This is a genomic window from Nocardioides sp. YJ-D4 (assembly GCF_054031495.1).
In genome coordinates, this window is sequence record NZ_CM132932.1 from 2,176,129 (window position 1) to 2,202,631 (window position 26,503).

General features: G+C 69.4%; 26 protein-coding genes. 7 read left to right on the plus strand and 19 right to left on the minus strand.

What is annotated here, in order from left to right:
- From ACW14X_RS10350 to ACW14X_RS10365, 4 genes are read left to right on the plus strand one after another with little or no spacing between them, the layout of a single operon-like run.
- Positions 1–1,227 (plus strand): LLM class flavin-dependent oxidoreductase, encoded by a 1,227-nt coding sequence (locus ACW14X_RS10350; RefSeq protein ID WP_457165537.1) that lies wholly within the window; start codon positions 1–3, stop codon positions 1,225–1,227.
- Complete coding sequence (locus ACW14X_RS10355; protein ID WP_457165538.1) at positions 1,224–2,591, plus strand: NtaA/DmoA family FMN-dependent monooxygenase; 1,368 nt, start codon at positions 1,224–1,226, stop codon at positions 2,589–2,591. Before ACW14X_RS10350 ends, ACW14X_RS10355 begins: the two co-directional genes overlap by 4 nt.
- Positions 2,588–3,673, plus strand: coding sequence for an LLM class flavin-dependent oxidoreductase (locus tag ACW14X_RS10360; protein WP_457165539.1), 1,086 nt, complete (start codon positions 2,588–2,590; stop codon positions 3,671–3,673). The genes ACW14X_RS10355 and ACW14X_RS10360 overlap by 4 nt, the downstream gene beginning before the upstream one ends.
- Positions 3,670–4,797, plus strand: a complete 1,128-nt coding sequence (locus tag ACW14X_RS10365) for an LLM class flavin-dependent oxidoreductase (RefSeq protein ID WP_457165540.1) — start codon at positions 3,670–3,672, stop codon at positions 4,795–4,797. The genes ACW14X_RS10360 and ACW14X_RS10365 overlap by 4 nt, the downstream gene beginning before the upstream one ends.
- Positions 4,798–4,818: 21 nt before the next feature.
- On the opposite strand, the gene ACW14X_RS10370 is transcribed toward ACW14X_RS10365, so the two are convergent.
- The 9 genes from ACW14X_RS10370 to ACW14X_RS10410 all read right to left on the minus strand — a co-directional run bounded on the left by ACW14X_RS10370 (position 4,819) and on the right by ACW14X_RS10410 (position 14,363).
- Positions 4,819–5,613, minus strand: coding sequence for a DUF1684 domain-containing protein (locus ACW14X_RS10370; protein WP_457165541.1), 795 nt, complete (start codon positions 5,611–5,613; stop codon positions 4,819–4,821).
- 17 nt (positions 5,614–5,630) lie between these two features.
- Entirely contained in the window at positions 5,631–6,584 is a 954-nt protein-coding gene (locus ACW14X_RS10375; RefSeq protein WP_457165542.1) for a transporter substrate-binding domain-containing protein, read from the minus strand.
- A 23-nt stretch (positions 6,585–6,607) separates the two neighbouring features.
- A complete protein-coding gene (locus tag ACW14X_RS10380) occupies positions 6,608–7,369 on the minus strand; it encodes an amino acid ABC transporter ATP-binding protein (RefSeq protein WP_350838414.1) in 762 nt (253 codons plus the stop codon).
- The gene (locus ACW14X_RS10385; protein WP_457165543.1) at positions 7,366–8,337 is read right to left on the minus strand and encodes an amino acid ABC transporter permease; all 972 of its coding nucleotides are present in this window, start codon (positions 8,335–8,337) and stop codon (positions 7,366–7,368) included. Before ACW14X_RS10385 ends, ACW14X_RS10380 begins: the two co-directional genes overlap by 4 nt.
- A gap of 218 nt (positions 8,338–8,555) precedes the next feature.
- Positions 8,556–10,055: an IMP dehydrogenase gene (guaB, locus tag ACW14X_RS10390; RefSeq protein WP_091051815.1), complete on the minus strand. Its 1,500-nt coding sequence runs from the start codon at positions 10,053–10,055 to the stop codon at positions 8,556–8,558.
- 125 nt (positions 10,056–10,180) lie between these two features.
- Complete coding sequence (locus ACW14X_RS10395; RefSeq protein WP_160025336.1) at positions 10,181–11,092, minus strand: GNAT family N-acetyltransferase; 912 nt, start codon at positions 11,090–11,092, stop codon at positions 10,181–10,183.
- 63 nt (positions 11,093–11,155) lie between these two features.
- Positions 11,156–11,941 (minus strand): DUF1684 domain-containing protein, encoded by a 786-nt coding sequence (locus ACW14X_RS10400; protein WP_457165544.1) that lies wholly within the window; start codon positions 11,939–11,941, stop codon positions 11,156–11,158.
- Positions 11,942–12,022: 81 nt separating this feature from the next.
- Positions 12,023–12,634, minus strand: a complete 612-nt coding sequence (locus tag ACW14X_RS10405) for a hypothetical protein (RefSeq protein ID WP_457165545.1) — start codon at positions 12,632–12,634, stop codon at positions 12,023–12,025.
- Between the two features lie 262 nt (positions 12,635–12,896).
- On the minus strand, positions 12,897–14,363 hold the full coding sequence (locus ACW14X_RS10410) for an LVIVD repeat-containing protein (RefSeq protein WP_457165546.1): 1,467 nt from the start codon (positions 14,361–14,363) through the stop codon (positions 12,897–12,899).
- Positions 14,364–14,543: 180 nt separating this feature from the next.
- Between ACW14X_RS10410 and ACW14X_RS10415 the strand changes: the two genes are divergently transcribed.
- Positions 14,544–15,212, plus strand: coding sequence for a DUF305 domain-containing protein (locus tag ACW14X_RS10415; RefSeq protein WP_457165547.1), 669 nt, complete (start codon positions 14,544–14,546; stop codon positions 15,210–15,212).
- Positions 15,213–15,231: 19 nt separating this feature from the next.
- A complete protein-coding gene (locus ACW14X_RS10420; protein WP_350838425.1) occupies positions 15,232–15,981 on the plus strand; it encodes a glycoside hydrolase family 25 protein in 750 nt (249 codons plus the stop codon).
- A gap of 83 nt (positions 15,982–16,064) precedes the next feature.
- On the opposite strand, the gene groL is transcribed toward ACW14X_RS10420, so the two are convergent.
- From groL to ACW14X_RS10435, 3 genes are all read right to left on the minus strand, one after another.
- A complete protein-coding gene (gene groL / locus ACW14X_RS10425; protein ID WP_091051800.1) occupies positions 16,065–17,684 on the minus strand; it encodes a chaperonin GroEL in 1,620 nt (539 codons plus the stop codon).
- Between the two features lie 78 nt (positions 17,685–17,762).
- Positions 17,763–18,056, minus strand: coding sequence for a co-chaperone GroES (groES, locus tag ACW14X_RS10430; RefSeq protein WP_008362423.1), 294 nt, complete (start codon positions 18,054–18,056; stop codon positions 17,763–17,765).
- Positions 18,057–18,243: 187 nt separating this feature from the next.
- A complete protein-coding gene (locus tag ACW14X_RS10435; protein WP_457165548.1) occupies positions 18,244–18,885 on the minus strand; it encodes a hypothetical protein in 642 nt (213 codons plus the stop codon).
- Positions 18,886–18,983: 98 nt separating this feature from the next.
- Here ACW14X_RS10435 and ACW14X_RS10440 point away from each other — a divergent pair, with 98 nt between their 5' ends.
- Positions 18,984–20,177, plus strand: a complete 1,194-nt coding sequence (locus ACW14X_RS10440; protein WP_160025343.1) for a THUMP-like domain-containing protein — start codon at positions 18,984–18,986, stop codon at positions 20,175–20,177.
- Between the two features lie 26 nt (positions 20,178–20,203).
- Here ACW14X_RS10440 and tsaD read toward each other — a convergent pair whose 3' ends face one another.
- From tsaD to alr, 7 genes are all read right to left on the minus strand, one after another.
- Entirely contained in the window at positions 20,204–21,265 is a 1,062-nt protein-coding gene (gene tsaD, locus ACW14X_RS10445) for a tRNA (adenosine(37)-N6)-threonylcarbamoyltransferase complex transferase subunit TsaD (RefSeq protein WP_160025344.1), read from the minus strand.
- A gap of 253 nt (positions 21,266–21,518) precedes the next feature.
- Positions 21,519–21,950, minus strand: a complete 432-nt coding sequence (locus tag ACW14X_RS10450) for a hypothetical protein (RefSeq protein WP_160025345.1) — start codon at positions 21,948–21,950, stop codon at positions 21,519–21,521.
- A gap of 211 nt (positions 21,951–22,161) precedes the next feature.
- Complete coding sequence (gene rimI, locus ACW14X_RS10455) at positions 22,162–22,617, minus strand: ribosomal protein S18-alanine N-acetyltransferase (protein ID WP_160025346.1); 456 nt, start codon at positions 22,615–22,617, stop codon at positions 22,162–22,164.
- Entirely contained in the window at positions 22,614–23,264 is a 651-nt protein-coding gene (tsaB, locus tag ACW14X_RS10460; RefSeq protein ID WP_457165549.1) for a tRNA (adenosine(37)-N6)-threonylcarbamoyltransferase complex dimerization subunit type 1 TsaB, read from the minus strand. Before tsaB ends, rimI begins: the two co-directional genes overlap by 4 nt.
- A 10-nt stretch (positions 23,265–23,274) precedes the next feature.
- Positions 23,275–24,219, minus strand: a complete 945-nt coding sequence (gene tsaE / locus ACW14X_RS10465; protein WP_457165550.1) for a tRNA (adenosine(37)-N6)-threonylcarbamoyltransferase complex ATPase subunit type 1 TsaE — start codon at positions 24,217–24,219, stop codon at positions 23,275–23,277.
- Entirely contained in the window at positions 24,216–25,313 is a 1,098-nt protein-coding gene (locus tag ACW14X_RS10470; protein WP_457165551.1) for an alpha/beta fold hydrolase, read from the minus strand. The genes tsaE and ACW14X_RS10470 overlap by 4 nt, the downstream gene beginning before the upstream one ends.
- Complete coding sequence (alr, locus tag ACW14X_RS10475; RefSeq protein WP_457165552.1) at positions 25,310–26,497, minus strand: alanine racemase; 1,188 nt, start codon at positions 26,495–26,497, stop codon at positions 25,310–25,312. The genes ACW14X_RS10470 and alr overlap by 4 nt, the downstream gene beginning before the upstream one ends.
- Positions 26,498–26,503: the final 6 nt, after the last annotated feature.

Consider the following 26,503-nt stretch of genomic DNA (forward strand, 5'->3'; position numbering starts at 1 on the left):
ATGAGTGCGCCCCCATCTCGTCTTCGACTCGCCGTGGCTCTCGACGGCGCCGGGTGGCACCCGGCCGCCTGGCGGGAGCCGAACGCCCGGCCCGGTGATCTGCTGAAGTCCGGCTACTGGGCCGGTCTCGTCCAGGAGGCCGAGGCCGGCCTGCTGGACTTCGTCACGATCGAGGACTCGCTCTCGATCCAGACCGACTCACCGTTCGGCACCGAGGACGACGACCGCACCGATCGGGTGCGCGGACGGCTCGACGCAGTGCTGATCGCCTCCCGGATAGCCCCGCTGACCAGCCACATCGGCATCGTGCCGACCGCCGTCGTCACCCACACCGAGCCGTTCCATCTCAGCAAGGCGATCGCGACGCTGGACTACGTCAGCCGCGGCCGGGCCGGCGTACGTGTGCAGGTGGCGCCGCGACCACGGGACGCGGCGCTGTTCGGCCGGCGCGAGTTCCCGGAGGTCTCCTACGCCGCCCTCGGCTCCCCCGAAGGGCAGGAGCTGATCCGGGACGCGTTCGCCGAGGCGGCCGACTATGTCGAGGTGCTGCGGCGTCTGTGGGACTCCTGGGAGGACGATGCGGAGATCCGCGACGTCGCGACCGGGCGGTTCATCGACCGGGACAAGATCCACTACATCGACTTCGAGGGCCGCCACTTCGACGTGAAGGGGCCTTCGATCACCCCGCGGCCGCCGCAGGGTCAGCCGGTCGTGGCCGCCCTCGCCCACCGCGACCGGCCGTTCGAGCTGGTCGGCACCTCGGCCGACTTGGGGTTCGTGACGCCTCGGACGGCGGCCGACATCGCCTCGATCACCGCCGAGATCCGGGCCGCGCAGGACGCCGCCGGGCGCGGTGGCGACACGGTCCACGTCCTCGGCGACGTCGTCGTCCTCCTCGACGAGACCGAGCAGGCTGCCCGCGAGCGGCTGGCTCGCCTCGACCAAGCCGCCGGGGTGACCTACTCCTCGGATGCGCTGGTCTTCGCCGGCACCGCCGAGAGCCTCGCCGACCTGCTCGCGACCTGGCACGCCTCTGGGCTCTCCGGGTTCCGGCTGCGGCCGGCGGTGCTCCCCGACGACCTGGAGCAGATCACCCGCCGGCTCGTGCCCGAGCTGCAGAGGCGCGGGCGCTTCCACGATGCGTACGACGGAGCCACCCTGCGCGGCGCGCTCGGCCTGCCGCGTCCCATCAGCCGCTACGCCACCACCGAGGGGACGCCCGCATGAGCACGCCGCACCGGACCGACAGGCCGAAGAAGCAGATCCACCTCGCCGCCCACTTCCCCGGCGTCAACAACACGACCGTGTGGAGCGACCCGGCGTCGGGCAGCCACATCGAGTTCGACTCGTTCGTGGAGTTCGCACAGATCGCCGAGCGCGGGCTGTTCGACTTCATGTTCCTCGCCGAGGGGCTGCGGCTGCGCGAGCAGGCCGGGAAGATCTACGACCTCGACGTGGTCGGTCGACCGGACACGTTCACGATCCTGGCCGCGCTCGCGGCGGTCACCGACCATCTCGGACTGACCGGCACGATCAACTCGACCTTCAACGAGCCCTACGAGGTGGCCCGCCAGTTCGCCTCCCTGGACCACCTCTCCGACGGACGCGCTGCCTGGAACGTGGTCACCTCCTGGGATGCGTTCACCGGCGAGAACTTCCGGCGCGGCGGCTACCTGCCGCAGAGCGAGCGCTACGAGCGGGCCAAGACGTTCCTCGACGCCGCGACCCGCCTGTGGGACACCTGGACCGGCGACGAGATCCTCGCCGACAAGACCTCCGGAGCGTTCCTGTCGACACCGGCGCCGGGCGCGTTCGAGCACCACGACTCGCAGTTCGACATCAGCGGCCGGTTCAACGTCCCGCGCAGCCCGCAGGGCCGCCCGGTGATCTTCCAGGCCGGCGACTCCGAGGAGGGCCGCGAGTTCGCCGCCCAGAAGGCCGACGCGATCTTCTCGCGGCACAGCCATCTGGAGGACGGTCAGCGGTTCTACGTCGATGTGAAGGGACGCCTGGAGAAGCACGGGCGCCGTCACGAGGACCTGCTGATCCTGCCCGCCGCCACCTTCGTGCTCGCCGACACCGACGCCGAGGCCGTCGAGCTGGCCCGGGAGATCAGGCTGCAGCAGGTCTCCCCCGCGACCGCGATCAAGCTGCTCGAGCAGCTGTGGAACCGCGACCTCTCCGACCACGACCCCGACGGCCCGCTGCCCACCGTCGACCCGCTCGAGTCCGACGAGCTGATCGCGCAGGGGCGTGCCAGCGCCCGCAGCCACGGCGACCGGCTCGAGCAGGCCGAGCGCTGGCGGACGATCTCGAAGGCGAAGGGACTGAGCACCCGCGAGACGATCGTCGAGGTCACCGGCCGGCAGAGCTTCATCGGCTCGGCGGAGACCATCGCGTCCACCATCGACGACTACGTGCAGGCGGATGCCGCCGACGGCTACATCCTGGTCCCCCACATCACCCCCGGCGGCCTGGCGCCCTTCGTCGACCACGTCGTGCCGCTGCTCCAGGAGCGCGGCGTCTTCCGCACCGCCTACGAAGGGACCACGCTCCGCGAGAACCTCGGCCTGCGGGAGCCGACCAGATGAGGTTCCTGGCGATCACGCTCATCGTCCACCGGCCCGATCCGGTGACGGGGCAGCAGAAGGCGACGTACGACCGGTTCCAGGAGGTCGTCACCAACGCCGTCCTCGCCGAGGAGCTGGGCTTCGACGGGTTCGGGGTCGGTGAGCGTCACGAGCGGCCGTTCATCTCCTCCTCCCCCACCGTCGTGCTGTCCCACCTCGCCGCACGCACCGAGCGGATCCGGCTCTTCACCGCGGTGACGACGCTGGCCCTGCTCGACCCGGTGCGCGCCTATGAGGACTACGCCACCCTCGACCACCTCTCCGGCGGTCGGCTCGAGCTGATCATCGGCAAGGGCAACGGCTCTGCCCAGCGCGACCTGTTCCGGGTGACGCCGGAGGACCAGTGGGACCGGAACGCGGAGTCGTACGAGATCTTCCGCAAGCTGTGGCGTCAGGACCGGGTGACCGCCTCGCCTCGCTTCCGCCCCGCGCTGGTCGACGCGGAGGTCTGGCCGCGGCCGCTGCAGCAGCCGGTACGCGTCTGGCACGGGAGCGCCACCTCGAAGGAGTCCGTCGACCTCGCTGCGCGCTACGGCGACCCGCTGTTCTCGGCCAACGTCACCCACCCGATCGAGCCCTACGGCGAGCTGGTCGACCACTACCGCGAGCGCTGGCTCGCCTATGGACACGACCCCGCCGGCATCGCGGTCGGCGCCGGGACGGCAGGGCTGTTCGTGGCCCCGACCAGCCAGGAGGCGTACGCCGCCTATCGGCCCGTCTTCGAGGGCCAGCTCGACTTCCAGGCGAGTCTCGGGCTGGAGCCGGTCTTCCCGACGCTGGAGGACTTCGTCGAGCGGTCCTCGGCGCTGATCGGGTCGCCGCAGCAGGTGATCGAGAAGATCCACCGCTACCACGAGCGCTTCGGGCACCAGGTCGTCCACGTCCAGGCGGACGCCAGCGGCCTGACCGAGCAGCAGCACCGCGACAGCCTGGAGCTCTTCGCCACCGAGGTCGCCGCCCCGCTGCGGACCGCCCTCCCCGACCCGCCCTGGGGCTGGGGCTCCCCGGCCGAGGACACCCCCACGATCGGAGCACACCGATGAGCCGCATCCCCCTGTCAGTCCTCGATCTCGTGCCGGTGTCCTCCGGAGCCTCCGGCCCTGACGCCGTACGCAACGCCATCGCGCTCGCGCGGGCGGCCGAGTCCTTCGGCTACCACCGCTACTGGGTCGCCGAGCACCACCTCAACCCCGGCGTCGCCGGCACCTCACCGGCCGTGGTTCTGGCCCTGCTGGGCGCGGCGACCTCGCGCATCCGGCTGGGCTCCGGCGCGGTGCTGATGGGGCACCGGACGGCGCTGTCGACGATCGAGGAGTTCGGGCTGCTCGACGCCGCCTTCCCCGGCCGGATCGACCTCGGCCTGGGTCGCTCCGGCGGCAGGCCCGGGGCCTCCGGCCCGGCGGTCATCCCGGTGGAGCTGGTCGACGGACGTACCCCGGAGGGACTGATCGTCCCGCCGAAATTCGATCCGAGCGGGCTGCTCGGATCGCCGCGGTTCCAGCTCCAGAAGGAGCTCCTGCAGCTGCCCGGGGCGACCTCCGCCGACTACGGCGAGCAGATCGTCACGATCCTCGCCTTCATCGACGGCACCTACCGGGATGCCGCCGGCACCCCGGCGAGGGTCGTCCCCGGCGAGGGCGCCGAGCTCGAGCTGTGGGTGCTGGGAAGCAGCGGCGGCGAGAGCGCCGAGGTGGCCGGCAAACGGGGCCTCCGGTTCGCGACGAACTACCACGTCAACCCCTCCGGGGTCCTCGAGGCGGCGCACTCCTACCGCACCGCCTTCGCACCCTCCGACACCCTGACCGCGCCCCACGTCGCGGTCTCCGCCGACGTGGTGGTCGCCGAGACCGAGCAGGAGGCACGCGAGCTCGCCGCCGGCTACGGCCTCTGGGTCCGCTCCATCCGCACCGGCGAGGGAGCCATCCCGTTCCCGACCCCCGACGAGGCCCGCGCCTGGGAGTGGACCGAGGAGGACCGGGCCCTGGTCCAGGACCGCCTCGACACCCAGTTCGTCGGCACCGCTGCCCAGGTCGCCGATCAGCTGGAGATCCTCCAGCGTGCCGTCGAGGCGGACGAGCTGGTCATCACGACCATCACCCACGATCACGCCGACCGCGTCCGCTCCTATGAGCTCATCGCCGAGGAGTGGGCCCGCCGCGGCCACTGAGACCGCGGCGGGCCGCAGGCGTCAGGGCTTCTTCTCCCCCGCCTCGACCGCGACCGGGAGCCGGTTGCCGGCCGGCGGGAGCGGGCAGGTGGCGTGGTCGGTGTAGGCGCACGGCAGGTTGGTCGCGCGGTTGAAGTCGATCACCACGTTGCCGTCCGCGTCAGGCGCGCCGACGGAGAGCGAGCGGTTGGCGGCGTACGTCGTCCTCCCCGAGGTCTCGTCCACGAACAGCACGTGCAGAGAGCCGGGGGCGAAGCCGGGGAAGGCGATGAGGCTGTGCACCGCACCGCCCACCTCGAACTCGATCTCGCCGACGGCCTCGTAGACGTGCTCGAGGCCGTCGACGACCGAGCCGACGGTGGTCGGCACCGGAGTCTCGTACGCGACGAAGCGCCCGGGCACGGCCCAGCGCGGGTCCGGCGCGTACGCCTCGGTCCCCTGATAGCCGGTCAGGACCGGATTGTCGGGGTGGCGGGGGCGGATGATGTCGTTGCCGCCGCGCTTGGCGATCTCGACGGCCGCGTCGCCGAACTCGGCGGTGATCCCGCCGCGCTCGTCGATGACGCCGAACGAGTGCCGGCCGGTGATCTCGACGCCGTCGACGACCAGCGACTCGCCCGGGGCCAGCGAGACCACGATGCCCTCGGGGCCGCTCGACCAGGCGCCCGGCACGTCGTCGTACGTCTCCGGCTCCTCGCCGAGCCAGCGGATCGAGGTGATCGCGAGAAACCCGTGGGCCGAGGCGCGCTTCTTCTCGTGCTCCTCGTGCCAGGCGGTCCAGTCCTGGACGAAGGTATCGGCGTCGGTGACGGTCATTGGTCCTCCCGGAAGGTTCAGAATGCCGGCTTCGGATTGAACTCCGACTTGTCGAGCTTTATGTCCGAAACGTCCCACTTCGTGAAGATCTTGTTATAGGTCCCGTCGGCGATGAGCGCATTGATGGCGTCGACCAGCACCGGCGCCAGCGGTGACTTCTTGGCGACGACGAAGCCGACGTCGGTGAGGCTGAGCTCGCCGAGGTACTTCAGACCGGGCTGGTGGGAGACCAGGTACTTCAGCGACAGGGTCGGCCCGAAGTAGAGGTCGGTCTTGCCGTTCTGCAGACCGAGCAGGATCGCGGCGTTGTCCTTGAAGTACTCGACCTCATAGGCCTTCTTGCCCGCCTTCTCGCACTCCGCGGCGCCGTCCTCGAGGATCTGCTGGAAGCTGGAGCCGGGCGTGGTCGCGACCGTGTGGCCGCAGATGTCGGTCAAGGCCTCGACCTGGTCGAGGTCGCCGTCCTCGCGGGTGACGAACGACTGCCCGTCGAGCAGGTAGGTCGCGTAGTCGACCACCTTGATCCGCTCCGAGGTGACCGCGAAGTTGGCCTGGCCGACGTCGTACTTGCCGCTCTGGGTGCCCGGGACGATCGTCTCGAAGCTGCCGAACTCCGTCTTCCAGGTCACCCCGAGCTTGGCCGCGAGGGCGTTGCGCAGGTCGACGTCGAGGCCGATCTGCTCGCCGGACTGGTCCGAGCCGCCGTGCGGGAGCCCCTGCTCGCCGGTCGCCTCGGTCGTGCCGAGGACGAGCGTCTTGGACTTCCGTACGTCGGCGGGCAACCGCTCGGTCAGCGCGGGGTCCGCCTGGACGTCGGAGACGACATCCTGGGTCGGGATCGCGGCCGGGGTGGCGGACGCCGAGCCGTCCGACCCGATCCCGCGCTCGGCGTCGCTGAGCGTGTCGGAGGCGTTGCCGCATCCTGCGAGGGCGAGGGCCGCGATGGCGACCAGGGCGAGCTTGAGCTTCACGGAACGGGGTCCTTTCGAGAGGGTCACAACACAGCGGAGAGGAACGCCCGAGCGCGCTCATGGGTGGGAGAGACGAGTACGTCGCCGGGTGCCCCGGCCTCGACCAGCCGACCTTCGTCGAGGAAGACGACCTGGTCGGCGACCTCGCGCGCGAAGCCGATCTCGTGGGTGACCACGATCATGGTCATCCCGGTCTGGGCGAGGTCCTTCATCACGCCGAGCACCTCGCCGACCATCTCGGGGTCGAGCGCGGAGGTCGGCTCGTCGAAGAGCATCAGGTCGGGTTCGACCGCGAGCGCGCGGGCGATCGCCACGCGCTGCTGCTGGCCACCCGACATCTGCCGCGGGTAGGAGCGCTCCCGGTCGGCGAGGCCGACCCGGTCGAGGAGCTCGCGCCCGCGCGTCTCGGCCGCCCGGCGGCGTACGCCTGCGGCCAGCTGCCCTTCCAGGATGTTCTCCAGCGCGGTCTTGTGGGGGAACAGGTTGAACTGCTGGAAGACCATCCCGATCCGGCTGCGCTGCCGGGTGACCGCCCGGCCGGAGAGCTCCCGCAGCTGGTGACCGTCACGCCGGTAGCCGATGATCTCGCCGTCGACCTCGACGAAGCCGGCATCGGGCTTCTCCAGGTGGTTGACCGTACGCAGCAGCGTGGACTTGCCCGAGCCCGACGGCCCCAGGACCACCGCCACCGAGCCCCGGGCGACGTCGAGGTCGATGCCGTCGAGGACCGTGGTGGGGCCGAACCGCTTGGTCAGGCCGCGGACTCGCACGAGGGGCTCGCTCATCGGAGCACCTCCAGCTCACGTCGCCGGGGCGAGCGCGGCACCAGCGGGAGCTGACCGCGCCACAGCCGCCAGAAGCCGGTGCGCGCACCCTTGCCGCGGGCGTAGTAGCGCTCGACGAAGAACTGGATCGTCGACAGGATCGTGACCAGGATCAGATACCAGATGGTGGCGACCAGCAGCAGCGGGATGACCAGGTAGTTCTGGGCGTAGATCAGCTGGACCGAGTAGAGCAGGTCCTGCACTGCGATCACCGAGACGATCGAGGTGCCCTTGAGCAACCCGATCAGCAGGTTGCCGGAGGCGGGGATGATCGCGGGCATCGCCTGCGGCAGCACGATCCGCCAGAAGATCCGCGCCCTGGACAGGCCGAGCGCCTTGGCCGCCTCGGTCTGGCCCGCCTCGACCGAGACCAGCCCGCCCCGGATGATCTCGGCGGCGAACGCGGCGATGTCGAAGGTGAGCCCGACGAAGGCGGCGAGCAGGCCGCTGAACAGGTGAGCCGTCTCGATCGTGACGAACGGTTTCAGGAACGGGATACCCAGGCTGATCTGCGGATACAGCGATGCCATCTGGAACCAGAAGAGCAGCTGCAGCAGCGGTGGCACGCTCCGGAAGAACCAGATGTAGACAGCGCTGACCGAGCTCAGCACCGGGTTCGAGGAGAGCCGCATGACCGCGAGCACGATGCCGAGCAGGTAGGAGCTCACCAGCACCGCGGCGGTCAGCCACAGGGTCAGCACCAGACCGTCGAGGATCGAGGGGCGCAGGAAGAACGCGCCGACCACGTCCCAGTGGTAGCGCGGGTTCGTCACCAGGCTCTTCGCGATCCCGGCGACGAACAGCAGCGCGAGCACGGCCGAGATCCACTGTCCCGGTTTGCGGCGCCCGACGAGCCTCGCGCTGAGGAGCTCGTCGTCTCCGTCGCGAGCGAGCAGGGGGTGGCGACGTACGGCCTCATCAACACTCACGCCGCCGCCTCCGTAGCGCAAGCGCAATCGTACGGAGGCGGCGGCGTGTGGAGCCGTTGGTTCACTCGCTGACGCTCGTTCACGCGCGACCACCCCCATATGTCGAGTAACTTGCTCAACATTCTATCTGTAGCGGGTGTTCCCGGGTGAGGCATCCGAGAATTGGGACGAGCCCCGAACCCAGGGGGTTCGGGGCTCGACGCGAGCGGGTCAGCCGGTCAGACGTGGTAGTTCGGCGCCTCGGCGGTGACCTGGACGTCGTGGGGGTGCGACTCCTTGAGCGAGGCGGAGGTGATCCGCATGAAGCGGCCCTGCGTCTGGAGCTCGGGGATGGTGCGCGCGCCGACGTAGAACATGGTCTGGTGCAGGCCGCCGGTGAGCTGGTGGGCGACGGTGGCCAGCGAGCCCTTGTAGGCGACCTGGCCCTCGACACCCTCGGGGACGATCATGTCGTCGTCGGTGACCTCGGCCTGGAAGTAGCGATCCTTGGAGAAGGACTTCTTGCCGCGGCTCGACATCGCGCCCATGGAGCCCATGCCGCGGTAGGCCTTGAACTGCTTGCCGTTGATCAGGACCGTGTCACCGGGGGTCTCCTCGGTGCCGGCGAGCATCGAGCCGAGCATCACCGTGTCGGCGCCGGCGACGATGGCCTTGCCGATCTCACCGGAGTAGCGCAGACCGCCGTCGGCGATCACCGGGACGCCTGCGGGCTTGCAGGCCAGGGAGGCCTCGTAGACCGCGGAGATCTGCGGCACGCCGACACCGGTGACGACGCGGGTGGTGCAGATCGAGCCCGGGCCGACGCCGACCTTGACCGCGTCGGCGCCCGCGTCGACGAAGCTCTGCGCGCCCTCCTTGGTGGCGACGTTGCCGCCGATGACCTGGACGTGCTTGGTGGCCGGGTCGGTCTTGAGGCGGCGGACCATGTCGATCAGCATGCGTACGTTGCCGTGGGCCGTGTCCGCGACGAGCACGTCGACACCGGCCTCGATGAGCGTGGTGGCACGCTCCCAGGCGTCACCGAAGTAGCCGATCGCCGCACCGACGAGCAGCCGGCCCTGGGCGTCCTTGGAGGCGTCGGGGAACTGCTCGGACTTCACGAAGTCCTTGACGGTGATCAGGCCGGTGATGCGGCCGTCGGTGTCGACCAGCGGCAGCCGCTCGAGCTTGTGCTGACGCAGCAGCTTGGTGGCCTCTTCGCGCGAGATCTCGGCGGGGCCGGTGATCAGGTCCTTGGAGGTCATCACCTCGTTGACCTTCGTGGTCGCCCACTCCGCGACCGGGGTGAACCGCAGGTCGCGGTTGGTGATGATGCCGATCAGCTTCTGGTCGACGTCGACCACAGGGAAGCCGGAGATCCGGTATTCACCGGCGAGCTTGTCGAGCTGCTCCAGGGTCGCGTCGGGGCCGATGGTGACCGGGTTGGAGATGATCCCGGTCTGGGTGCGCTTGACCAGGTCGACCTGGTAGGCCTGATCCTCGATGCTCAGGTTGCGGTGGAGCACGCCGATGCCGCCCTGGCGCGCCATCGCGATCGCCATCCGGGACTCGGTCACGGTGTCCATCGCCGCGGAGATCAGCGGGACCCGCAGGTTGATCTCGCGGGTCAGCCGGGAGGTCGTATCGATGTCAGACGGCGCCAGATCCGAGTATCCAGGCATCAGGAGTACGTCGTCGTAGGTGAGGCCGAGCGTCGCGAACTTCTCCGGGATCTCCATAAAGAAATGTTACGGCCGAGCCCCAGGGATCGCCGAAACGGCGATACTTCTCTGGCTTTTCCTGCACTTCTCGGGTGTTGCAACGCCTGAGAAGTGCAGGGATACCCGGTTAACCGGGTATCCCGTCATCTGTCCAACGGCTTGAGGTCCCGCACCGGCACCTTGACGGTCAGCAGGTCGCCGGCCATCCGGATCCGTCCACGCATCCCGGCCGCGAGAACCATGGGCAGCACAGCCTGGTTGTCGGACTGGGTGGTGAGCAGGATCTCGTCGGCACCGAGCATGTGCGCGAGCCTGGCGGTGTCGACCAGCAGCCGGGTGCCGATGCCGCGGCGCTGCCAGGCCGGGTCGACGCGCAGGTTGACGATGCGTACGTTCTCGTCGTCCTCGGTCGGGGCCAGGACCTCGCCGATGCCGACGGCGACACCGTCGATCAGGGCGGTGACGGTCTCCCCGGTGACGACGAGGTCGGGGGTGCTTCCGGTGCCCAGGCGGCGTACGGGCGGGGTGGTGCCGATGGCCGCCGACTCGCGGCTGCGGTCGAGGACGTCGTTGACCAGATCGGCCATCGCGGACCCGCGGGCGTGCTCGGTCGCGGTGAAAGGAGCGGTGCGGTGCAGCTGGACGTCGACGTCGGCGACCCGCAGCTCCATGGTGTCGTGGACGACGCCGGGCGGGGCCTCGGCCTCGGCGTCGAAGAGCTGGGCGACCACCTCCGGGAACGCCATCGGCCGCTCCAGGACGTGTCGAGCCGCCTGCACGTAGCGCGTCGGCTGGTCGGCGAGCGCAGCCTCGTTGGCGGTCTGGATCACCATGTCGCAACCGCCGGCTGAGGCCAGCAGCTCAGCCACGCGCAGGTCGTCCCAGCCCGGTGGCGTGCGCAGCACGAACTCGTCGGTCACCTCTTCCAGCCCTGGGAAGATCTGCATCCCGAGGATGTTGACCCCGGCCTCACCACAGCGCTGCGCCAGCGCCGCCAGCGTGCCGGGTCGGTCCGGCAGCGTCGTACGTACTCTCCACAACATCGTCCCCGCCATGAGCCCTAGTCTGCCTGTTTCGCTGTTTCTGGTCCGTTACTCACGGTTAAACCTTCGACCCGGTCAGTCCGCGGGTGGTCGCGGCGGGGTCTGTTCGCCTGCTTCGACGAGCACGTCGATGTGGTTGGTCGCGGGCGGGAGCGGGCAGGTGGCGTGGATCGTGTAGGCGCAGGGCATGTTGGCGGCGCGGTTGAAGTCGAGGACGACGGTGCCGTCGACGGGCGGATCGACGGCGAGCTGGCGGCAGGCGGCGTACGTCGTCACGCCGCTGGTCTCGTCGGTGAAGAGCAGCCACAGCTCGCCGTCGCCACCGTCGAACGCGATCAGCCGCTGCGGGCGGCCGCCCACCTCGAACGCGACCTCCCCCACGGCGTCGATGACGCTCGAACGGCCCTCGACCACGGAGCCGACCGAGATCGGGCGGTTCGTCTCGTAGGCCGTGAAGGCGGCGTTGACCCGCCACGCCGGGTCCGGAGCGTACGTCGGCGTGCCGGTGTAGTCGCGCAGGAACGGTCCGTCGGGCTGCCGCGGCCGCAGGACCGGGGTGCCGAAGCGGTCGGCCACCTCGACCGTGCCGCCGTCGAAGGTCGCGATCACGCCGACCGGATCCACGTGACCGAAGACGTGCCGGCCGGCGAGCTTGGTGCCGCCGAGCTCGAGCCACTCGTCCTCACCGAGCTCGACGACGGCGCCCTCCGGACCGGTCGACCAGACACCCGGGACTCCGGGGAACCGCACGGGCCTGCGGCCCAGCCAGTGCAGGCCGGTGATCGCCAGGAAACCTTCGGGGCTTCTCAGCTCGGCTTCCCGCTCATCGCGCCACCGTTGCCAAGCCCGCTCGAAAGTCACGCGCTGCACTCTACAAAGACTTGCGTTGCCAGGTCTTGCAATGGTCGCTGACTTTTACCCTCGGGTTCACCGTCGGGGCGTCTAACCCTTCATGCGAGCGAGCCGGGCCAGACGGATCGCACCGCGGGCCGCGGTGACCAGGACGAGGTACCAGATCGCGGCCACGACCAGCAGCGGGATGATCAGGTGGTTGCGCTCCTCGAGCGCCTGGACGACCCCGAGCAGGTCGGTGATCGAGAGCACCGAGACCAGGCTCGTCATCTGGAGCGTCGTCACCAGGAGATCGCCCAGCGCGGTCAGCCGGTCGCCGCCCGGGTGAGCCTTCGCCGCGTACGCTCCCATCGCCAGCGCCAGCCCCGCGATCGCCGCGTAGACCGGCGTGACCAGCCGGACCGCGTCGATGTGCACCCCCGGGATCCCGAAGGTGATGTCGGGAAAGATCAGCGCGACGTTGCTCCACAGCAGCAGCTGGACGAGCACCGGGATGCTGCCGAAGACCCAGACGTACGCCGCCGCGATCCCGCCCAGCATCGGGTTGCCCGACCTCTGCATCCAGACAGCGACGAGTCCGATCGCCCAGGCCGCCGCGAAGACCAGCACGGTCAGCCGGATCGTTAGCCAGACTCCGGCGAGGACGTCCGGGTGGAGCAGGTAGCCGACCACTGCACCCGGGAGGAGGTTCTCGTTCCTCATCAGGCTCCAGCTGAGTCTTGCGAGAACGACGGCCAGGAGGGCTGCGAACACCCAATTGACTGGGTTGGTCTCGACTTCGTCGTTGGCAGCCGTTTCGGTCACGACGGAGAACCATCTCGTCCCACGATGACCAGCGGGTTGCGGACAGCTGGTCATTCACTGAAATCGCCGAGTCGGCGCATCGTGCCCCTCTTGCTCGCTTCGCTTCGCAAGATACGGGGCAAGATGCGCCGACTCGGCTCCGTCCCGGCTCGGCTCTGCCTCAGTAAGACGGCTGAGCCTGGACGTTCAGCTCATCGAACCTGACCCGCTTCGCCGAGGCGACGCGGGGGTCGCGCAGGTCGAAGACGTCGAAGCCGCGCTGGATCTCGTTGGAGTAGATGTAGCCGTTGTAGTAGTAGGTCGACCAGGGTCCGGCGATGGTCGTGGTGTCCTCGAACGGACCGCGGTCGAACCAGGCGATCTCCTTCGGGTTGGCCGAGTCGGTGAAGTCGTAGACCGACACACCGCCCTGGTACCAGGCCTGCACCATGATGTCCTTGCCCTTGACCGGGATCAGCGAGCCGTTGTGGGCGACGCAGTTCTCGGTGTTGGACTGGGTGCGCGGGATCTTGTAGTAGGACTTGAAGACGAGCTGGCCGCCCTCGATGTCGTAGATCCCGTTGGCGCCCTTCTCCATCCCGGTCTCCGGGTTGCAGGTCGGCGCACCGCCACCGCCGAGCTCGTCGGTGAAGACGACCTTGGTGCCGGTGTTGTTGAAGGTGGCCGAGTGCCAGAACGCGAAGTTTGCGGTGTCGGTGACCTGCTCGGTCACCACCGGATTCTCGCGGTCGGAGATGTCCATCAGGATGCCGTCACCCATGCAGGCGCCGGCGGCGATGTCCTTGGACGGGTAGGTGGTGATGTCGTGGCAGCCGGCGGTGTTGGTGTAGCCGCCGTCGGGGAACAGCACCGGCTCGTTGACCACCGCTGCGCGCTCGGGAGCCCGCTTCGGGATCTTCACGATGCTGATCTTGTCGTGCGGGGGCTGGCAGTCGGGGTACTCCGCGCGGGGACCGTAGGAGGAGACGTACGCATAGACCGACCGCCCGTCCTTGCTCGGTGCCAGCGAGTGGGTGTGCGAGCCGCACTTGGTCTCGACCGCCGCGACGTACTCCGGGTCTCTCGGGTTGCTGATGTCGAAGACGCGGATGCCTTCCCACGACTCCTTGATCGCGGCCGACTGCGCCACGTTGTCGCAGGTGTTGTTGCTGCGGCTGGAGTCGACGGAGAGGACCAGCAGGTCGCCGTAGACGGAGATGTCGTTCTGGGATCCGGGGCAGACGTACTGCTTCACGAGTCGTGGGCTGGCCGGGTTCCTGATGTCGATGACGTTGAACCCGTTGTAGTTGCCCGCGAAGGCGTAGTTGCCCTGGAAGGCGAGGTCGCTGTTGAGCGCGTTGGTGGGTGTGAAGGCACCCGACTTGGGGATGTTGGCGATCAGGTGCATGTTGGGTGTGCCGTCGGACTCGCCGGCGGGCACGACCGGATTGTTGGCGCCCAGCTGGGCGAGGTCGTTGCCGGCGACGCAGGCGGAGGCGAAGTTGTCACCGAGCTTGGTGATCGCCTGCTTCTCTTCGGCCGTGCAGCTCGTCTGGGCCTCAGGAGCCTCGGTGGCCTCGTTGCCGTGGGTGTGGGACTCGTCTGCGGAGGACGGGGCGGCGACGGCCAGCCCTCCTGCGACAACCATGACCACCGCGATGGGGGCCAGGTATTGGGTGGGTCGTCTAAGCCTCATGTTCGCAAGCCTTCCGAGTCGGCCGCCGTGGGGTGGCACGGGCAGGACCTCTCAACTTTAGTAAAAGTCGTACACAGCAGGCATGGAATATGAATAAATTGTTCACCTCTGCGGGATCTCGGAAGGAGACACGTGCGCGCGAGGCGGTTGGGTGTCATCACATCGGGGGTCGTCTTCGCGGCGATCTCGCTCGGCGGGTGCGGAGGTTCCTCGGACGACGCGCACGGCGAGCACGCGGGGCACTCGCCCAGCCCGGAGGCGGCCGCCCAGTCGGCTCCCGTGGTTCAGGGCGGAGCGCCGGGCGAGGCCGCGGCGACGATCTCGCCCTCGGCCGCTGCCACGGACCCGTGGAGCCAGACCGATGCCGACTTCGTGACGATGATGATCCCGCACCACGCCCAGGCGCTGGAGATGACCCGGCTGGCGCGCGAGCACGGCGTCCACCCCGAGGTCGTCTCCCTGGCCAAGCGCATCGAGTCGGCCCAGGGCCCCGAGATCGTGGCGATGAGCGGATGGCTCAACACCCGCGGGCTGCGGGTGCCGCGTGCCTCGGACCCGGCGCACACCATGGCCGGCATGCTCACGCCGGACCAGATGAGCGAGCTCGGCAAGGCCCGTGGCGAGGCGTTCGACCGGCTCTTCCTGACCGGGATGATCCAGCACCACCAGGGCGCCCTGGAGATGGCGAAGCCGATGGCCTCCCGAGGCAGCGACGCGCTGGCGATCGAGATGGCGACGGACATCGAGGCCACCCAGTCGGTCGAGATCGACATCATGGAGAAGCTGCTCGAAGAGCTGTGAGAACCGGTACGGTTCCGCGGTGCCCCTCACCCCCGCCCGCCGTCGACGTGTGCTGATCGGCTCCGCCGTCGTCGTCTGCCTCGCCCTGATCACGACCGCGCTGGTCTACACCGGCGTCGTGATGCCGACCCGTCTGTTCGCGGCCAAGTACGACGTACGTGGCATCGACGTCTCCCACCACAACGGCACCGTCGACTGGCCACGGGTCGCCGAGCAGGACATCGACTTCGCCTGGATCAAGGCGACCGAGGGCTCAGCGCACGTGGACACGCGCTTCGCCGCCAACTGGGCCGAGGCCCAGCGAGCCGGGATCGCGACCGGCGCGTACCACTTCATGAGCTTCGAGAGCCCGGGCGCCGACCAGGCGCACAACATGATCGGCACCGTGCCCCGCGTGCCCGGCACTCTCGCCCCGGTCGTCGACCTGGAGCCCTATGGCTCCTTCAAGGGAAACCTGCCGCCCGCCACCGAGGTCCGCGCCATCCTGGACCCGCTGCTCGCCAAGCTCGAGGCTCACTACGGCATCGCGCCGGTCATCTACACCACCCCGTCGGCCTACCGCGCCTACCTGGTCGACCTCTACCCCGACAACCCCATCTGGTTCCGCTCCGTCGCCTGGCCGCCCCGGGTCCCCGACGGACGTGACTGGACCGTCTGGCAGTACTCCAACCGGGACCGGCTCGACGGCGTGGGCAGCGAGGCCGAGGCGTACGTGGATATGAACGTGCTCTCCGACGACGTGGACCTCGACGAGCTCACCCTTCGCTGAAATCGCCGAGTCGGCGCATCCCGCCCCTTTCGTTCGCTTCGCTTCGCGAAGCACGGGGCAAGATGCGCCGACTCGGCTATGCCTCAGTGGCCGTGACCGTGGCCGTGACCGGCTGCGGGGGCCTCTTCCTCTTCCGGCTTGTCGACGACCAGGGTCTCGGTCGTGAGCAGCATGCCCGCGATCGAGGTGGCGTTGATCAGCGCGGAGCGGGTGACCTTGACGGGGTCGATGACGCCCTGGGCGACCAGGTCGCCGTACTCACCCGTGGCGGCGTTGAAGCCCTGCCCGACACCGAGGTCGCGGACCTTGGTGGTGATGACGTAGCCGTTGTCGCCACCGTTCTCGGCGATCCAGCGCAGCGGCTCGTCGGCGGCCTTGCGGACGACGCGTACGCCGACCGCCTCGTCGCCCTCGAGGCCGAGGTCCTTCTCCAGGACGGAGACGGCGTGGATCAGCGCGGAGCCACCGCCGGCGACGATGCCTTCCTCGATGGCGGCGCGGGTCGCGGAGACAGCGTCCTCGATGCGGTGCTTCTTCTCCTTGAGCTCCACCTCGGTGTGAGCGCCGACCTTGATCACGCAGACGCCACCGGCGAGCTTCGCGAGGCGCTCCTGGAGCTTCTCGCGGTCCCAGTCGGAGTCGGTGCGCTCGATCTCGGACTTGATCTCGTTGACGCGACCCTCGACCGCGGCAGCGTCGCCGCCGCCTTCGACGATCGTGGTGTTGTCCTTCGTGACCGTGATCCGGCGAGCGGTGCCGAGCACCTCGAGGCCGACCTGGTCGAGCTTGAGGCCGACCTCCTCGGCGACGACCTGCGCGCCGGTGAGGATCGCGATGTCCTGCAGCATGGCCTTGCGGCGGTCACCGAACGCGGGCGCCTTGACGGCGGTCGCATTGAAGGTGCCCTTGATCTTGTTCACGACCAGGGTCGAGAGGGCTTCGCCCTCGACGTCCTCGGCGATGATGAACAGCGGCTTGCCGGCGGCGATGACCTTCTCCAGCAGCGGCAGGAGCTCCTGGATGGAGCTGATCTTGCCCTGGACGAGCAGGATCAGCGGGTCGTCGATGACGGCCTCCATCCGCTCCTGGTCGGTCACGAAGTACTGAGAGATGTAGCCCTTGTCGAACTGCATACCCTCGGTGAACTCGAGCTCGGTGCCCGTGGTGTTGGACTCCTCGACGGTGATGACACCGTCCTTGCCCACCTTCGCGAAGGCCTCGGCGAGGATCTCGCCGATCTTCGCGTCGCGGGAGGAGATGGTGGCGACGGAGGCCATGTCGGACTCGTCGACGACCTCACGGGCAGCGGCACGCAGGGCGTCGCCGACGGCGGCCGCGGCGGCGTCCATACCGCGCTTGAGGCTCATCGGGTTCGCACCGGCGGCGACCGCGCGCAGACCCTCGTGGACCATCGCCTGGGCGAGGACGGTCGCGGTGGTCGTACCGTCACCAGCGATGTCGTTGGTCTTGGTCGCAACCTCCTTGGTGAGCTGAGCACCAAGGTTCTCGAACGGGTCGTCCAGCTCGATCTCACGCGCGACGGTGACACCGTCGTTGGTGATGGTCGGAGCGCCCCACTTCTTGTCGAGGACGACGTAGCGGCCCTTGGGGCCCAGCGTCACCTTGACGGCGTTGGCGAGGGCGTCGACGCCACGCTCGAGGGCGCGGCGGGCGTTCTCGTCGAACTCCAGGATCTTCGGCATTTCACATACTCCCTTGTACGCACGGACGCGGCCGGGCCGGCTGGCCCGGCCGCGTCAGATGTGCGAGACGGATGATCGTCAGGCGATGACTGCGAGGATGTCGCGGGCCGAAAGGATGAGGTACTCCTCGCCGGCGTACTTCACCTCGGTGCCGCCGTACTTGCTGTAGATGACCTTGTCGCCGACGGCGACGTCGAGCGGGACGCGGTTGCCCTTGTCGTCGATGCGACCCGGGCCGAGCGCCAGGACCTCGCCCTCCTGGGGCTTCTCCTTGGCGGTGTCCGGGATGACCAGACCGGAGGCGGTGGTCTGCTCGGCCTCGACGGCCTTCACGACGATCCGGTCCTCAAGAGGCTTGATGTTGACCGACACTGTGTCGACCTCCCCATTTCTTTTCTACGGAGTCAGACTTCGGTGGGTGTTGCTACGTCTGTGCTTGCGATCTGCCACGTACGCCGTCGCGGGGGTCGCACCCGGCTCGCAAGCGCTGGCACACTCAGGGGGAGAGTGCCAGTGCAGACGTTAGCACTCGGCTGCAATGAGTGCCAGCAAGGCCGGTCTATCGCTGCCCGGGGATCCGCACCATCAGCGCGATCGCACCGGCGAGAAGCCCGACGACGATGATCCCGCCGACCACCAGGAACGACCAGCGATCCTCGCTGTCGTCCTTTTCCTCGAAAGTGGTGATCTGGAGCTCCTCCCCGTCGCTCAGCTGGGACGGCAGCAGCGTGGACTCCCCTGGGGCGGCCGACTTCTCGGCGGGGGCCGAGCGGCGCGGTTCCGGCTCCGACTCCTCCGCCGTCGGCGTACGTTCGGCCTTCGCCTCGTCCTTCTCCGCCGTCGTCTCCTCGTCCGCTTCGGGCGAGCTCGCGGCCGGAATCTGCACGTACGTCACCGAGTAGCTCTCCAGCTGCTTGCCGGAGCTGTGCGCGACGACCGTGCTCCTCTGCGGCGTGGACAGGGTGTGCGTCTCCGCGCCCGCGTTGCCGCGGCCGACCACGCAGAAGGACGCGATCCGGTAGCCCTCGGGCGCCGTCGCGGTGACCGAGGCGGTGCCGACCGAGGAGTAGGTGCGGTCCCCGGATGAGCACTGGCCCACCGGAGTCGCGGTGTCTGCCGAAGCCGGCGCGGCGAGCAACAGTGACAGCAGCGTGATGACGGCCGCGGCCACCGAGGAGGTCAGAGAGGTCAGAGAGGTCATGCGGGGGGATCTACGCACTCGGCGGATCCTAGATCACAAACACCCAGTGGGGTAATGGAGTTTGCCCGGACCGGAAACCGGCCTGAGAGGATCGCTGCATGGACCTCGACGCCTTCTCCTGGTTGCTGACCGATGACGGGCAGCGGCTGCTGGCGCGGGCCACCGAGATGACGGCGTCGGCGCCGACCGACGGCAAGAGAGACGGCAAGGACTCGGCGCTGGCGGTGCAGACCGCTCTGCGCAAGGACGAGGCGGCCGAGCGCGTGGCCGTGGCGATGACCCAGGTCGACCTGCGCCGGAAGGCGGCCGCCAAGTTCGGCGACCTGGCACCGCGGATGTACTTCACCCCGGACGGCCTCGAGCAGGCCACCCGCCTCGCCGTGGCCCACCACCGGGCGGCGCGGCTGCGTGCCTTCGATGCGACGAGCGTCATCGACCTGGGTTGCGGGATCGGCGGTGACCTGATCGCGTCCTCCCGCGCTGGGCTCACCGCCGCCGGGGTCGACAACGATCCGGAGCGGGTCGCCGTCGCTCAGGCGAACCTCGACGCCCTCGGACTGCCAGGTGCTGTCACCGTCGCCGACGCGACAGGTGTCGACCACTCCCCCTTTGACGTCGCGTACGCCGATCCGGCGCGCCGCGGCGCCAAGGGCCGGGTCTTCTCCGCGGAGGGGTGGACGCCGCCGTGGTCGTGGGTCGAGACGCTCTTCGCGCGCGACGCGTGCGTGAAGGTCGCCCCCGGCATCCCGCACGACCTCGTACCCGACAAGGTGGAGGCCGAATGGGTCAGCGACCGCGGCGAGGTCAAGGAAGCCGCGCTGTGGTCAGGCTCGCTGGCCAGCACCCACCGCCGGGCCACCGTGATCGGCGAGCGCGGCCTGGCGACGCTCACCTCCGAGGACGACCCCGGTGCCGAGGTCGGCGCGGTCGCCGAGTTCCTCTACGAGCCCGACGGGGCCGTGATCCGCGCAGGGCTGGTCACCGCCGTCGCCGCCGGGGTGCAGGGCCACCTGATCGACGAGCACATCGCATACGTCGCCTCGTCCGCCTCCTTCGAGACACCGTTCGCCCGCGGGTATCAGGTGCTCGAGGAGCTCCCCTACCGGGACAAGCAGCTCAAGGCGGCGCTTCGCGAGCGCGGGATCGGGAAGCTGACCATCAAGAAGCGTGGCGTACAGGTCGTCCCCGAGCAGCTCCGGAAGCGGCTCGCACTGTCCGGCTCCGAGGAGGCCACGATCGTGCTCACCCGGGTCGCCGGCGAGGGAACGTGCCTGTTGGTGCGCCCGTTCTGAGGTGGTCTCGACAAGCTCGACCACCGTTACGCCAGGACGGTCGTGATCGGCTGGGAGGAGTCCGCCGGGAGGTCAAGCGCCGAAGGCGTACGTCCCCTGGCCACCATCTCCGCCCCCAGAGCCGCCACCATCGCCCCGTTGTCGGTGCACAGGCCCGGGCGTGGAACTCGGACGCGGATGCCGAGCTTAGTGGCGCGCTCCTCGGCGAGCACCCGGAGCCGGCTGTTGGCCGCGACCCCGCCGCCGATGATGATGTCCTCGATGCCTTCGGAGGAGGCTGCGTCGAGGGCCTTTCGGACCAGGACGTCGACCACGGCCTCCTGGAAGCTGGCGGCCACATCGGCAACCGGGACGGGTTCGCCGCTGCGCTCCTTGGCCTCGATCCAACGGGCGACCGCGGTCTTGAGGCCCGAGAAGGAGAAGTCGAAGCGGTGACGCTCCAGGTCGCGGCGGCCGGTGAGCCCGCGGGGGAAGTCGATCGCGATCGAGCTGCCCGACGTGGCTGTCCGGTCGATCACCGGGCCGCCGGGGAAGCCGAGGCCGAGCAGGCGGGCGACCTTGTCGAAGGCCTCGCCCGCGGCGTCGTCGATGGTCGCGCCCATCGGGTCGACACCCTCGGTGATGTCGGTGACCTTGAGCAGGCTGGAGTGGCCGCCGGAGACGAGCATGGCAACGCACGGCTCGGGAAGCGGTCCGTGCTGCAGCTGGTCGACCGCGACGTGCGAGGCGAGGTGGTTGACCCCGTAGATCGGCTTGTCGAGCCCGAGGGCGAGCGCCTTGGCCGCCGCCACCCCGACCAGCAGGGCACCCGCGAGGCCCGGGCCCGAGGTGACGGCGATCGCGTCTACGTCGTGGAGCTTGATGCCCGACTCCTCGCAGGCACGCTCGATCGTCGGCACCATCGCCTCCAGATGCGCCCGGCTGGCAACCTCTGGCACGACGCCGCCGAACCGGGCATGCTCCTCGACGCTGCTCGCCACCGCGTCGGCCAGCAGCGTGTGCCCGCGCACCACCCCGATCCCCGTCTCGTCGCACGACGTCTCGATGCCAAGGACCAAGGGCTCGTCGGCGAGAGGACCAGCAGTCATAGGGGCATTCTGCCTTGTGAGCGCTGAGCAACCGGAAGCGGCCCGCGTGCCTTATGACCGACGCGGCCAGCGAGAGGGTCCTCCGGCAGCGGAAGGAATTTTCCTTGCGCTCGGCGGCCGTCAGGTTGCGGCGTGATCCCGGGCCACGCCGGACTCACCTTCTCTCCGCGGAAGGAATTTTCCTTCCGCTGGCACCGCTAGGCCCCACCCCAGGTGATCCGCCGGAAGGAATTTTCCTTCCGGCGACAGCCGATCAGGCCGCCGCAGCGTTGCTCGGGAACTCCGCCAGAGACGCATAGACCGCTTCCCACAGGCGATGCGCGAGATCTGAATCGATCGGATCCGCTGCGCAGAGACCGTCCCAGAGTCCCCGAAGGATCACCTCCACTCCTGCCGCCTCGAAGTCGGTGAGCTCGCGGCCGAGTACTGATCGGAACCAGAACCTCGCGTCGTGCCACAGCTCGCCCACTGCTTGTCCGACGCCGTCGTCGGAACGGGCGAGCTCCTCGAAGCCGAGCCACGCTCTCAGGAAGAACAGGTCGTCCTCGCTCGCGGGCAGAAAGCCGGCCCAGCCGGTCCCATTCACCCGATCCGCGATCCGAGTCCAAAACATGTCCGCGAACGCAGCGGTTGCGTGCGGCAGCATCCCCTGCGTCCCGCCGAACCACCGGTGCAGCGTCGACACACCCGTCTTCGCCTCCTCGGCGATCGTCTGAAGCGTGGGCGGACGGAGCCCGCTGCGCCCGATCGTCCGGGCCAGAGCGAGGCCCGCGGTCTGCGAATCGAAGGCGTTGCGTCTGAGGTGCATGACACCCATCGCAGCACAGAGCACCGACAATTTTCGGGCCCAATCAGGTTCGGGCGCCCTCAGGTACGGGCTCGTCAGCCTCGGCCGCTCACGACGGAGCAACAAGATCGAAGGCCAGCACGATCCCCGTCGCCCCATCGCGGTAGTAGCGCTCCCGGCGGTCGATCTCGACGAATCCGGCTTGGTGGTAGAACTCGATGGCCCCTACGTTGCCCTCGCGTACCTCGAGGAGAAGTCGCTCGGCTCCCTCGCTCCGTGCGAGGTCGATCGACGCGGCGAGGAGCGAGCCACCGATCCCGCGACGGCGCTGCTCCTCGGCGGTCGCGATCCGCTGGAGCTCGGCGATCTCGTAGACGACGCTCACCAGCGCATGGCCGATGACCGTTCCCGCATCATCGGCGGCGACGAGGATCCGGACCGTGGGCATCTTTCCGTCGATCGCCACCTGCAGGTACTCAGGTGTCCAGGCATCGTCCGGGAACGCCTCGAGCTCGAGGGCGGCGATCGCGTCGACGTCGTCCGGGCCGGCCGGACGCACAGTCACTGGGAAACCTTCTTCTGGACCTTCTTCTGGGCAGCCTGCTCCACCGCATCCGGCCGACGCAGGTAGAGCGGCTCAGGATCCATCAGCTCGACCTGCTCCTCGGCCACCGCCCGGGCCAACCAGCCGGCGGAGGGCCGCACGGGGCCGAGCGGTGTCGGGAACGCCTCGGGATAGAGCAACGCCCCCTCGCCGACGACCGGCGCCGACGTGGCGACCTCGGCGGGGCGGGCGACGACAGGGCCCTCGAGACGTACGCCGTCGGGGTCGTAGGAGGCCAGGTAGACCTCCTTGCGCCGCGCGTCCGTGGCGACGAAGAACGAGCCGCCGATGCCGGAGGCAACGGCCTCCACCGCCAGCACGTCCAGCGTGCAGGCCGCATAGACCGGGATCTCCAGCGCGAACCCGAGCGTCCGGGCGGTGACCAGCCCGACTCGCAGGCCGGTGAACGGCCCGGGGCCCGCGCCGACCGCGATGGCGGTCAGATCCTGGCGTACGATCCCGGACGCCGCGAGGATGTCGGAGATGAGCGGCGCGAGCTGCTCACCATGCTTCATGGTGCGGTCAGAGGCGACCTCAGCGACGACGTCGTCGCCATCGTGGAGCGCCACAGTCACCTGGGGCGTGGCGGTGTCAAAGGCGAGAAGCACAACTCACACCCTAGAGCGCACTGAGGTCCACGCCGCGCCAGCGGGCCCCGACCGGGAGGATCTCCACGCGCCGAGGATCCGCACCGTCGGGCGCCTCGACCAGATCCAACGGAGCCTCGTCGGCCTCGGCACGTACGATCCGGATCTCCAGCCGCGACTCGGAGAGCCCCTCGGCCAGGCCCTCGCCCCACTCCACGACCGTCACCGCGTCGTCGAGATCCGTGTCCAGGTCTAGGTCGTCGAGCTCCTCGATACCGCCGAGCCGATACGCGTCGACGTGGACGAGCTCCGGGCCGCCGACGGTCGAAGGATGCACCCGGGCGATGACGAAGGTCGGCGAGGTGATCTCGCCGCGGACCTCGAGCCCGGCCCCCAGACCCTTGGTGAAGGTGGTCTTGCCGGCGCCGAGGCCGCCGGAGAGGACGAGTACGTCACCGGCGGCGACCAGGCCGGCCACCCGTCGACCGAGCTCGAACATGGCGTCGGGATCGAGCGCCTCGACGACATACTCGTTCAACGGACGATGGAGCCGTACCGCGGGCGCCTCACGGGAAACCTCACGAAAGCCTTGCCGCACCCAGAACCGCAACGTCTCCGGAAGCTCCTCGCGCGCGATCACCGCGAGATCCTCGAACCCCTCCGAGACCGCGACCCCGGCGGCGTACGTCACCATCTTGTGCGCCACCCCATGACCCTGCTGATCAGGCAGAACAGCGAAACGACGCAGCCACAGGGTCGAGTCCGCGGGATCCATGACGACGGCCCCGACACCGACTCCGTCCAACCGAGCCACCACCCCGCCGAAGCCAGCCAAGCGCTCCTTCATCGACCCCTCGGTCTCGCCGAGCGCATCCGCGGGCGGGTCCAGCGGCGGGCGGGCGGAGAATGCCGCCCGGACGATACCGAGCACCTCGGTCGCGGCCTCCGGCCCGACCCGCTCGAAGACGAGCGTCATGCCGAGGCCGCATCCCGGGTGGCCGAGGCAAGCAGCTGGTCGAGCTCGGCGTTGACCTGACCGTGCCGCTCGAGGATGACCATGTGACCGGCCTTCTCGCACTCGACCAGCCGGGAGCCCGGGATGTAGGAGTGCAGCTTGCGGCTGTGGCCGATCGAGGTGAGCCGGTCGGCGGTGCCGCAGATGATCGTGGTCGGCACCCGGCCGAGCATGGTGATCGACGAGAACTTGTCCAGCGCGCGGAAGCTCGGGAAGAACTCCGCGACCACCTCGAACGGCGTCTGCGAGAGCAGTCCGTCGACGAAGTCGACGTACGCCTCCGGCACCTCGTCCCCGAAGGCGAACACGTCGGTGAAGACGGTCGCCACCGAGGACCCCATGGCACGGAACCGGTCGACGATGCCGTGCCCTCGGGCCAGCGTGCGCATGGTGCTGTTGGCGATCCCGCCGGACAGCTTGGCCGGGAGCACCGGGATCAGCAGCCGGCTCGGGTCGAGACCACCGGCGGTCGTCGAGATCAAGGCAGCACCGATGATGCGGCCACCCTCGGCGTACGGCGCGAACAGCTCGGGGTGATCCTCGGCGAGCGCGGCGATCGTCATCCCGCCCATCGAGTGGCCGACCAGGATCACCGGCCCCTCCGGCACGACCGCGTCCAGCACCCGGAGCAGGTCGTCGCCGAGCTGGTCGATGGTGGCGTTGCCGAGCGAGGAGCGGCCGCTGCGGCCGTGGCTGCGCTGGTCGTAGAAGACCGACCGAACCAGGCCGCGGTAGGCGGCGCGCTGGAAGTGCCAGCAGTCGAGGTTGAGGCAGTAGCCGTGCACGAAGACGAGCGTCACCCCGCTGGCCCCGCCGGGGTGCGAGTGAGCCGGGTCGACCTCATCGACCTCGACATGAAGAGGTACGCCGTCGGAGGTCACCACCGTGACCGGGCAGGACCGCAGCGTACCGAGCGGGGTCCGGTCCTCGGGGCGTTCCTCGATCGCACGGCGGTGCTTCCTGACCACCACTGCGCCGCGGGCCGCGGCAGCGACCGCCGCCGCTCCCAGAGTGCCCGCCGCGATCTGGCCGATCCGTGCTGCGATGCTGCTCATGTGTCGTCTCCCTGCTCGGTGTCGACGTCCGTGTCAACGTAACGGCGCTTCATCCGTCCTCCGATCCTGGTGACGACCTCGTAGGCGATGGTCTCGCTCGCCTCGGCCCAGTCCTGGGCGGTCGGCTCGCCATCGGCACCGGTGCCCCACAGGAGCACCTCGGCACCGCGTTCGACCGAAGCGTCCCCGAGATCGACGACGATCTGGTCCATGCAGATGGTGCCACGCACGGGGTATCGAGCTCCGTCGATCCACACCTCGGCGCGATTCCCGGCACGACGCTGGATGCCCTCGGCGTAGCCGACCGGGATCAGCCCCACCGTCGTCGGCTCCTCTGCCACCCAGGTGTGGTTGTAGGAGACGCCCGCACCGGCTTCGATCGGCTTCACCAGCGCCAGCTCGGCCCGCACGGTCATCGCCGGGACGAGCCCGAGCTCGGCCCACGGCGATCCCTCGACGCCGGGCGCCGGGTCGATGCCGTACGTCGCGATCCCGACCCGCACCAGGTCGAGCCGCGCGCTGGGGCGCAGCAGCGCCCCCGCGGAGTTGGCCAGGTGACGTACCTCGGGCCGGAGGCCGGCCTCCTCGGCGACCGCGAGCGCCTCGGCGAAGACCTTCTCCTGGAGGGCGCTGGCCGGGTCGGCGGTGTTCTCGCTGGCGCTGAAGTGCGACCAGATCCCGGTGACCCGGATCGCGCCCTCGGCCTCCAGGATGCGCGCCAGCCCGACCAGCTTCGGCCAGTCGCCGAAGGGCGCGCCGCCCCGGCTGAGTCCGGTGTCGACCTTGAGCTGCACCCGCGGCGTCATGCCCAGGCTGTCGCCGGCCGCGGCGAACTTCTCCAGGTCGGCGATCGTGTAGGCGGTGACGTCGATGTCCGCCGCCACGAGCTCCTCGGCGGGCTCGCTGGGCATGATCAGCCAGGCCAGCAGCCGGCCCTCGTCGCCCGCCGCGCGCAGCGCGAGCGCCTCGTCGGCCGAGGCCACGCCGAGCCAGTCCGCGCCGCCCTCCCGAGCGGCCCGCCCGGCCTCGACCAGGCCGTGCCCGTAGCCGTCGGCCTTGACCACCGTCATGATCGGCGTACGCAGGTGCTCCCGCAGCCGCGAGACGTTGTGTCGGATCGCGGCGAGGTCGATGACGATCTCGGCTCGCCGAAGCGGAGCCCGAGGCGCTGGGCTCGGTGACATGGTGTC

Bases quoted from the DNA above. Each gene is read 5' to 3' on its own strand.
- ACW14X_RS10470 (WP_457165551.1), bottom strand. From the start codon at position 25,313: ATGAGCAGCATCGCAGCACGGATCGGCCAGATCGCGGCGGGCACTCTG.
- ACW14X_RS10405 (WP_457165545.1), bottom strand. From the start codon at position 12,634: ATGAGGAACGAGAACCTCCTCCCGGGTGCAGTGGTCGGCTACCTGCTC.
- ACW14X_RS10360 (WP_457165539.1), top strand. From the start codon at position 2,588: ATGAGGTTCCTGGCGATCACGCTCATCGTCCACCGGCCCGATCCGGTG.
- groL (WP_091051800.1), bottom strand. From the start codon at position 17,684: ATGCCGAAGATCCTGGAGTTCGACGAGAACGCCCGCCGCGCCCTCGAG.
- ACW14X_RS10365 (WP_457165540.1), top strand. From the start codon at position 3,670: ATGAGCCGCATCCCCCTGTCAGTCCTCGATCTCGTGCCGGTGTCCTCC.
- ACW14X_RS10440 (WP_160025343.1), top strand. From the start codon at position 18,984: ATGGACCTCGACGCCTTCTCCTGGTTGCTGACCGATGACGGGCAGCGG.
- tsaE (WP_457165550.1), bottom strand. From the start codon at position 24,219: ATGACGCTCGTCTTCGAGCGGGTCGGGCCGGAGGCCGCGACCGAGGTG.
- ACW14X_RS10380 (WP_350838414.1), bottom strand. From the start codon at position 7,369: ATGAGCGAGCCCCTCGTGCGAGTCCGCGGCCTGACCAAGCGGTTCGGC.
- ACW14X_RS10370 (WP_457165541.1), bottom strand. From the start codon at position 5,613: ATGACCGTCACCGACGCCGATACCTTCGTCCAGGACTGGACCGCCTGG.
- ACW14X_RS10350 (WP_457165537.1), top strand. From the start codon at position 1: ATGAGTGCGCCCCCATCTCGTCTTCGACTCGCCGTGGCTCTCGACGGC.
- ACW14X_RS10395 (WP_160025336.1), bottom strand. From the start codon at position 11,092: ATGGCGGGGACGATGTTGTGGAGAGTACGTACGACGCTGCCGGACCGA.
- ACW14X_RS10355 (WP_457165538.1), top strand. From the start codon at position 1,224: ATGAGCACGCCGCACCGGACCGACAGGCCGAAGAAGCAGATCCACCTC.
- tsaD (WP_160025344.1), bottom strand. From the start codon at position 21,265: ATGACTGCTGGTCCTCTCGCCGACGAGCCCTTGGTCCTTGGCATCGAG.
- alr (WP_457165552.1), bottom strand. From the start codon at position 26,497: ATGTCACCGAGCCCAGCGCCTCGGGCTCCGCTTCGGCGAGCCGAGATC.
- ACW14X_RS10410 (WP_457165546.1), bottom strand. From the start codon at position 14,363: ATGGTTGTCGCAGGAGGGCTGGCCGTCGCCGCCCCGTCCTCCGCAGAC.
- guaB (WP_091051815.1), bottom strand. From the start codon at position 10,055: ATGGAGATCCCGGAGAAGTTCGCGACGCTCGGCCTCACCTACGACGAC.
- ACW14X_RS10435 (WP_457165548.1), bottom strand. From the start codon at position 18,885: ATGACCTCTCTGACCTCTCTGACCTCCTCGGTGGCCGCGGCCGTCATC.